This is a genomic window from Deltaproteobacteria bacterium (assembly GCA_019308925.1).
In the GTDB taxonomy this organism is placed as follows: domain Bacteria; phylum Desulfobacterota; class B13-G15; order B13-G15; family RBG-16-54-18; genus JAFDHG01.
Genome location: JAFDHG010000025.1, coordinates 19,177 through 27,262 on the forward strand (window position 1 = coordinate 19,177; position 8,086 = coordinate 27,262).

General features: G+C 50.3%; 6 protein-coding genes. 4 read left to right on the forward strand and 2 right to left on the reverse strand.

The window, feature by feature from the left end:
• The first annotated feature begins 218 nt into the window (after positions 1-218).
• From JRI46_05525 to JRI46_05535, 3 genes are all read left to right on the forward strand, one after another.
• Positions 219-2,003, forward strand: coding sequence for an AAA family ATPase (locus tag JRI46_05525; GenBank protein ID MBW2039045.1), 1,785 nt, complete (start codon positions 219-221; stop codon positions 2,001-2,003).
• Entirely contained in the window at positions 2,000-2,959 is a 960-nt protein-coding gene (locus JRI46_05530) for a J domain-containing protein (protein ID MBW2039046.1), read from the forward strand. Before JRI46_05525 ends, JRI46_05530 begins: the two co-directional genes overlap by 4 nt.
• A gap of 142 nt (positions 2,960-3,101) precedes the next feature.
• Positions 3,102-3,593: a bifunctional nuclease family protein gene (locus tag JRI46_05535; protein MBW2039047.1), complete on the forward strand. Its 492-nt coding sequence runs from the start codon at positions 3,102-3,104 to the stop codon at positions 3,591-3,593.
• 1 nt (position 3,594) lies between these two features.
• On the opposite strand, the gene JRI46_05540 is transcribed toward JRI46_05535, so the two are convergent.
• Complete coding sequence (locus tag JRI46_05540) at positions 3,595-6,240, reverse strand: TIGR03960 family B12-binding radical SAM protein (protein ID MBW2039048.1); 2,646 nt, start codon at positions 6,238-6,240, stop codon at positions 3,595-3,597.
• 114 nt (positions 6,241-6,354) lie between these two features.
• Between JRI46_05540 and trxA the strand changes: the two genes are divergently transcribed.
• On the forward strand, positions 6,355-6,693 hold the full coding sequence (gene trxA, locus JRI46_05545) for a thioredoxin (protein MBW2039049.1): 339 nt from the start codon (positions 6,355-6,357) through the stop codon (positions 6,691-6,693).
• A gap of 87 nt (positions 6,694-6,780) precedes the next feature.
• On the opposite strand, the gene JRI46_05550 is transcribed toward trxA, so the two are convergent.
• On the reverse strand, positions 6,781-8,019 hold the full coding sequence (locus JRI46_05550; protein MBW2039050.1) for an integron integrase: 1,239 nt from the start codon (positions 8,017-8,019) through the stop codon (positions 6,781-6,783).
• Positions 8,020-8,086: the final 67 nt, after the last annotated feature.

Genomic DNA, 8,086 nt, shown 5'->3' on the forward strand with positions numbered 1-8,086 from the left:
GATCATCCCCTTCCCCGTCTTTAGCCTCCATCTTTTGCTTTCTCCCTTGCATAATTTTGGACCTAATAAAATATAACCTTATCCAATAAAAGTAAAGCTTTCCGTTGACATCCATCGCAAGGATAATGCAGAATGGGAAATGGTAGAGAGATGTTGAAACGAACAGCAGCGATTGTTATATTAGGGTAAGATCGTAATTAGGAGGATAAAAAGAGAAAATGAAAGGGCCCCATGACAAGATTCCGGACCAAAAAGAGCTCGAGAAAGAGCTGAACAAGTACCTGGAGAAAAAGTACGGCGATAGGGTAAAGTTGGTGGTCTCTACCCTTGTTCCCAAAGTCTCCCCTGAGCAAAGGGACGAGAAGGGAAAGACGCTGAAGAAGCCCTCCCCTTACATTAACTTCGATATGAAGCCTGAGGAACTCATCTCTTACCTCAATTCCTTCATCGTCAAACAGGATGAAGCCAAAGAGATCCTAGCCACCAAGATCTGCACGCACTATAACAAGACCAAGTTCATGATAAAAAAGGGGAATGAATCTGGCCCTGGGGTGGGAAATGTCAAGAACAACATCATCATGATCGGCCCTACTGGGGTGGGGAAGACATATATGATAAGGCTCATTGCCAAAAAGATCGGGGTCCCCTTTGTAAAAGGAGACGCCACCAAGTTCAGCGAGACAGGATATGTGGGGGGTGATGTGGAGGACCTGCTGCGGGATCTGGTTTACGAGGCCAACAACGATATAGAGAAGGCCCAATATGGGATCATATACATCGATGAGATCGACAAAATAGCCAGCAGCGGCAACATCATCGGTCCTGATGTCTCGAGAACAGGGGTGCAGAGGGCCTTGTTGAAGCCTATGGAAGAGACGGAGGTGGACCTGCGTGTACCCCACGACCCCATCTCCCAAATGGAGGCCATTGAGAGATATCGCCGGACAGGTAAAAAAGAAAAGAAGACTATAAACACCAGAAATATCCTCTTTATTGTGAGCGGGGCCTTTAATGGCTTGGAGGACATCATCAAGAAGCGGATGAACAAAGAGGGGATCGGCTTTGGGGCGGAGATCAAGTCCAAAGATGAGAAGGCTGAGTATCTGAAACATGTCTCCGCCGAGGACCTGATCGATTATGGATTTGAATCGGAGTTCATCGGGCGCCTACCCGTTATCGCCGTCTTTCACCAATTGGAGGCAGAGGATCTCTATAACATCTTGAAAAACCCCAACAGCCCTATCATCACAAGCAAAAAGAATGACTTTCGCTCTTACGGCATCGACCTCCAGATTGAGGATGAGGCCCTTTGGAAGATGGCCCAGATGGCCTACCAGGAACGCACTGGGGCCAGAGGATTGATCAGCGCTATTGAGAAGGTCCTCCTGAAATTCGAGAGGAAACTCCCTTCCACAGATATCAAGGAACTAGTGGTAACCAAGGAGATGGCCGAGGACACAGAGGGTGAACTTCAGAAGATCTTAAAAAATCCTCATAACGAAGAGAGGCTGAGGCAATACAGAGAATTGGTGGCACAGGAGAGGGAAGAGATGAAGGACTATTTAAAGGCCCGCAAGATGGAATTCTTGAGCCGATATGGGGCCATATTTACTGACAGCCGCTTAGACCTCGTCGTGGATAGGGTGATAAAAAAAGAGATGGACGTAAACTCGGCCTTTGAGGAGGTCCTGTCCACCTATTATCAGATCAAGGGTTTTGAAAAATCCTTCTTGGAGAGGCATGGCATCGAGATCAATCTGGATGAGGAGGCTATGGACCTTCTGCTGGCCTGGATATTAAAAGAGGAGAGGGACATCAAGGAGATCCTTCCCACCTTAGATAGCCTTTTCGAACCTGCCCTGAAATTGATCAGGGATAAGGCGGGAGTGAATTCCTTTTCCATCTCCAAAGAGGGGGTAGAAAATCCTGAGGCCTACTTGAATGGACTGATAAAAAATGTATATCGCAAGATCTACAATGATGTAAGTGAGAAAAGGCCATGAAAGACTATTACAAGATTTTGGGAACAAGCAAAAACGCAACTTCAGATGAGATTAAAAAGGCCTATCGCCAGTTGGCCATGAAGTACCATCCGGACAGGAACAAAGGGAACAAGGAGGCCGAGGAAAAATTTAAGGAGATAAATGAGGCCTATGCCGTGCTCAGCGACCCGGAGAAGAGACGCCAATATGACACCTTCGGGGCTGAGGGATTCCATCAAAGGTTCTCCCAGGAGGACATCTTCCAGGGTTTCGATATAGGGGATATCTTGAAGGACTTCGGTTTTAGCACCTCGGACATCTTCAGCACCCTGTTTGGCGGGGGGAAGAGGAGGGGGTTCAGGCATACCACCTTTACTGGGCCCTTTGGCCAATATACCACGGGAAATGAGGGGTTTGACTTCGCCGATCATTTTGCCCGAGGTGATGCCGGACCCTCCAAGGGAAGAGATATGATCTATGACCTTACCATTACCCTGGAGGAGACGGCCAAAGGAACGAAAAGACTGATCTCCATCCGCAGGGATGGAAAGGTGGAACAAATTGCGGTAAAAATCCCTCCCGGAATTGATACGGGGAAGAAACTCAGGATAGCAGGTAAGGGGAAAAGAGGGGCAGGAGGCGGACCTCCTGGTGACCTATATGTTCGCATTCAAGTACAAGATCATCCTCTCTTCCGCAGAGAAGGGGATGATATATATATCGACCAAGAGATAAACTTCAGTAAGGCTGCGCTGGGAACCACCATCGAGGTACCCACCCTCAACGGGATCAAAAAGGTGAAGATTCCCCCCGGCACCTCCGGGAATAAAAGACTGAGGTTGAAAGGGGAGGGAATCCCACATATTAAGGGAAGAGGGAAGGGTGACGCATACATCCGGATCTCCATCAAGGTCCCCAAAAAGTTGAGCTCCAAGCAGAGGGAATTGATCGAGTTATTGGCCAAAGAGGGCATCTAGACACCCACCCCTTCTATCCTTTTAATCCCACCACCTAAGAGGGGAAACCCATATAAAAAAGTATCTTTTTTCTAACAACTGTGGGATAATACAAACAGCTTAGGGCCTTGTGGCGCAAGATACATTGAAAGGGCGAGAGGAAATGATCAAGATGAGAATTTTGGGTCTGATCTTCGACCCAAATCTCAATACTACGGTGGTAGTCCTGCTCGACACTCAACAGGAAAGGGTGCTCCCCATTTGGATCGGAAGTATGGAGGGAAATGCCATCGCCCTGGGAATGGAGAAGGTAATCACCCCCCGCCCTATGACCCACGACCTGATGAAGAACATCCTGGAGAAGTTCCAGGTTCAGGTGATAAAGGTAGTGGTCACCGAACTCAAAGACGACACCTTCTACGCCGTAGTCCATCTATTAATTGAAGGTAAAGACTTAGAGATCGATTCCCGTCCCAGTGACGCCATCGCCCTGGCCGTAAGGGTGGAGGCCCCTATATATTGTACCGAAAAGGTGTTGGAGGCGGCGGACGAACTGGGACTCCTCAAACAGCGCAGCGATATCGATGACTCTGAAGATCTGAAAAGGTGGTTGGAAGGTCTCAAACCCGATGATTTTGGAAAGTATAAGATGTAACCTACACCAATGGGGGGAGAGATTCCGTTTTGACCACCCTGAGAAGTTTCGCCTCCTCGGGTGTGAGGCCAAGGATGTGTTGCAGGATCAGGGCGGGTCTAACCCTTCCGTCTCTCTTGATTGCCATCTCTATTAATAATTCCCCGCCAAAGAGCTCTTTTAGAGAAGGGACCTCGGCATGAATGGGGATAGAGGGTAAATAGGAATCCCTCCTCAGCAACTGGAGTTTCTCGACGTAGAGGAGGGCATTCACCCTCCTTACCCCCCCTTTCTTCTCCTGTATGAGGGTAAGATCTCCCCCTTTAAGGGTTTGTTGGAGCTTATTCCCCAGCTCCTCTTGGGGGAATGCTCTGCCCAAATTTTCCAGGGAGATAAGAAAGCGATCAACCTCAAATACGGTGGGCAGCGGCCTCCCCTTTAAGGCCATTTCATGGGCATCGATGATCCGCAATCCGAGGGGGAGCTCTCTATTCAACCTCTTTTTAAACTCCCCTGCCCTCATGTAGCGGGCAAGCTCCAGATCCATAAATTCCATCAAACTCTCCGTACCTAAGGGTAGGGGGTTGGTAAAAGATATCTTGGGTAGGGGGTGGAAACCCTCGGAGAACTTCATGGAGATACCGGCCCTACGGGCTGCCCTAACTAATACATCGATCATCTCCAGATGGCCTATGAACCTGGCCTCCCCCACCTTGACAAAGTGAGAACGGATCTTCTTCACCCATGGCCTCTTACGCACCACCTCTCGGGAGGATATGGACAAGGTGGGAAGCGAAAGATTAGACTCTGCCAATACCATCTTTATCGCCCCTTCGCAGACACCACAACGTAGACACTCTCCCTCGCGGCAGTCAGGGGTTACCACCCCTTTCCCGGCCCTCTCCGATTCATCCCTCAGGAATCCTTTCTCTACCCCGCAGTTGAGATGATCCCACGGGAGAACCTCTGAGGGATCCCTTCCTCGATAGGCATAAAACGGGGCGTCGACACCAACATCGGCAAAGGCCTCCTCCCATTCACTCCACCTCAGGTGTTCTGTCCAACCGTCAAACTTGCAACCACGCTGATGCGCCTTCAGCAGGACCTCTCCCAGACGCCTATCCCCCCTGGAGAAGACCCCCTCTAAAAAGCTCATCCTGGCATCATGCCACTTTAGTCGCATACCTCTCCCCTTAACCCCCTCCCTCAGATACCTTTGCCTCTCCTCAACCTCTTCCAACGGCAACTGGGGCTCCCATTGAAAGGGGGTGTGGGGCTTGGGGATAAAGGTGGAAATACTTACGTTCACCCCTCCTCTCCTCTTCCCTCGCTCCCCCTGGCGAAAGACCTTTTGGGAGAGGGCGGCTATCCCCCGAAGATCCTCCTCTCCTTCTGAGGGGAGTCCTACCATGAAGTAGAGCTTTATCAAGTTCCACCCTGAAGCAAAGACTTGGGCTGCGGTCTCCAACAACCTCCCCTCGTCGGTGATCTTGTTAATTATCCCCTGCAACCTCTCGGTGGCCGCCTCTGGGGCCAAGGTAAAACCAGTCTTGCGCACCCTCTTTATCTCCTCGATGAGCTCCCGTGTGAGGGTACCCACCCTGAGGGAAGGCAAGGATATAGCCACTTTCTCCTTTTCATATCTCCTCATAAGGGTCTGCAAGAGGGGGTAGATGCAGCTATAATCACCTGCACTCAGGGACAGGAGGGAGACCTCCTCATAACCGGTCCTCTTTAAGGACTTATCGATGATCTCCAAAAGGACCTGAGGATCCCTCTCTCTTACAGGTCGGTATGTATAGCCCGCCTGGCAAAACCTGCAACCCCTGGTGCATCCCCTGGTTATCTCCATGCTCAATCTATCGTGGATCACCTTCATAAAGGGAACAATAGGAACCAAGGGGTAGTAGATTTCGTTGAGGTCGGGGACAGTCCTCTTCCTCACCTCCCGATAATGCCCCAGGAGGGGCTCTATCCTCCTGATGGTGCCACCTGGACAATAGCTGACCTGAAAAAAAGAGGGGATGTAGACCCCATCAATGGAGGCTAACTCACGCAATAGAGTGTCCTTATCACCTCCATCCTCCTTCCAGCGGCTGATCAGATCAATCACCTCTAAAGTAACCTCCTCCCCATCCCCCAGAACAAAGGCGTCGAAAAAGTCCGCCAGGGGTTCAGGGTTGAAGGCGCATGGTCCCCCTCCAATGATCAAGGGCATATCCTCTCCTCTGTCCCTCGCCAGCAGGGGGATTTGGGCGAGGGAGAGGACGTTCAGGACGTTGGTGTAGCAGAGTTCGTATTGAAGGGAAAAGCCTATAACGTCGAATTCCCTTAAGGGGGCATGGGACTCCAGACTGAACAGGGGGATACCCCGACAGCGGAGCAACTCCTCCATGTCGGACCACGGGCTGAAGGCCCTCTCGCACACGATCCCCTCCTGGGCGTTGAGCAATCCATACAAGATCTGCATCCCGAGATGGGACATACCTATCTCGTAGGCATCGGGGAATACGAGGGCGAACCGCAGTTTGGCCTGTTGCAAGTCCTTGCGGCAGGAGTTTACCTCCCTCCCCAAATATCGAGAAGGCCTGCTCACCAAAGGCAATAGATCCTTTAACATATCATCTTTATCCTCTTCACCAGACATGATATATTCTGCAAGGTCCATTGTCAACGAACCCCCCGAGCAAAATTCTCCCTTGACAAACGAGGTAGAAGTATATAATATTTATAACAATATTAAAATATATAGTTAAACCAATATAAAGGAGGTACCATCAGAATGTCCAAAGAAACCCTGTTCCATGTAGCAGATGCCGATTTCGAACAGGAGGTCCTTAAGGCGAATATTCCAGTCCTCGTGGATTTCTGGGCACCGTGGTGTAGTCCTTGCTTGATGGTCGCCCCCATGCTGGAGGAGCTGGCACAAGAGTTAGATGGTGGGGTGAAGATCGCCAAGATGAATGTGGACGAAAACCCAAAGACACCATCCCTCTATGGCATCCGTGCCATCCCCACCCTTATCCTCTTCAAGGCAGGGGAGGTGATGGAACAGGTGATCGGAGTAGTCCCCAAGGAACAACTGAAGTCCCTCTTGGAAAAGGTGGCTTCAGGTCAATAGGTCAAATGAGGTGTGACGATTGAGTCTCGATCTAACAATCGTCTTTGGGGGGTTTCGATCTGACCTGCACGTAAGACAACCCATGCGTCAAATTGCATCCAAAGGGCTTTTTACACCCAGGATATTTTTCTTGGCAACATGGGTGTAGATCATTGTCGTTTGAAGATTCTGGTGACCCAGCAACTCTTGAATAGTCCTAATGTCATATCCTTTCTCTAAAAGGTGCGTGGCAAAACTGTGCCTCAGGGTATGCACGGAGGCCTGCTTTGCAATCCCTGCTTTGCCCAAAGCGACTTTGAATGCCTTCTGCAACGATCCGGCATGGACATGATGTCTTCTGACGATATAACGTCGCGGATCAACCGAGAGCGATTTTGACGGAAAGAGCCAGAACCAGCCCCATTCCTTTCCTGCATTCGGATATTTCCTCTCAAGAGCGCCAGGCAGCCACACACCACTTATCTCTTCCCTCCTGTCCTGATCGTAGAGCGACCGTACCTCTGCCATATGCCGTATGAGGTCGTCCTTCAGGATCTCCGGCAGCACGGTCCTGCGGTCCTTTGCACCCTTGCCTGATCTGACGATAACCACGTTCTGCTCAAGGTCGATATCTTTGATCCGCAGCCTCAAACACTCCTGTAGCCGGAGACCACACCCATAGATCAACATGGCCATGAGCCTGGAGACCCCCGCCAACTGATCAAAGATACTCTGGATTTCCCTTGCAGTCAGCACGACCGGGAGGTGCCTCCGTTGCCTCGCCCGAACGGCGCTCAGTTCGTTATCGATATTTTTACCCAAAACATGGCGGTAGAGGAAGACGATGGCATTGAGGGCCTGGTTCTGCGTAGAAGGGGCTATCCTCTTTTCAACAGCCAGATGGCTCAGAAAATCCTGGAGGTCCCTCCCCTGAAGCTCGGCGGGCTGTTTCTCGCCGATCCAGCCCTGGAAGCTACGCAGCCAGCTGAGATAGGTCTTTTCCGTGCTCATGGATCTCTGGCGAAGCCTGAGGGCCGCGCGCATTTTTTCCTCCAGATCACTCCATTCCCCTCCGTGGGCAGAATGCCCCTCAACTGCCGCTGCCCTGTTTCGGGAAAGAAAGTAATCATAGAACCTCAGCGCCGTGTCGGCCTGTCTTATCTGCCAATCCTCGTAGCGCTTCGCCATATGGGACAAAAAATTTTTCTTGTGCTCACTGCTCAGGCGAGTGGAAAGGGGTTCATTAAGAAACCCATAGCAGTCGGTGACCCACTTTACGTAGTAAGGGACATAATTATTCTTCAGGGTTACTTTTCTTAAAAGGAATGCCTCAAAGGCTTTCAACATAGCGACCTCATCAATTGCAAGTATTCATTATAATAATTTATATTTATTATTATATAGAAGACATCCG

Excerpts from the sequence above, each read along its gene's own strand:
- trxA (MBW2039049.1), top strand. The coding sequence starts at position 6,355 with ATGTCCAAAGAAACCCTGTTCCATGTAGCAGATGCCGATTTCGAACAG.
- JRI46_05540 (MBW2039048.1), bottom strand. The coding sequence starts at position 6,240 with ATGGACCTTGCAGAATATATCATGTCTGGTGAAGAGGATAAAGATGAT.
- JRI46_05535 (MBW2039047.1), top strand. The coding sequence starts at position 3,102 with ATGATCAAGATGAGAATTTTGGGTCTGATCTTCGACCCAAATCTCAAT.
- JRI46_05525 (MBW2039045.1), top strand. The coding sequence starts at position 219 with ATGAAAGGGCCCCATGACAAGATTCCGGACCAAAAAGAGCTCGAGAAA.
- JRI46_05550 (MBW2039050.1), bottom strand. The coding sequence starts at position 8,019 with ATGTTGAAAGCCTTTGAGGCATTCCTTTTAAGAAAAGTAACCCTGAAG.
- JRI46_05530 (MBW2039046.1), top strand. The coding sequence starts at position 2,000 with ATGAAAGACTATTACAAGATTTTGGGAACAAGCAAAAACGCAACTTCA.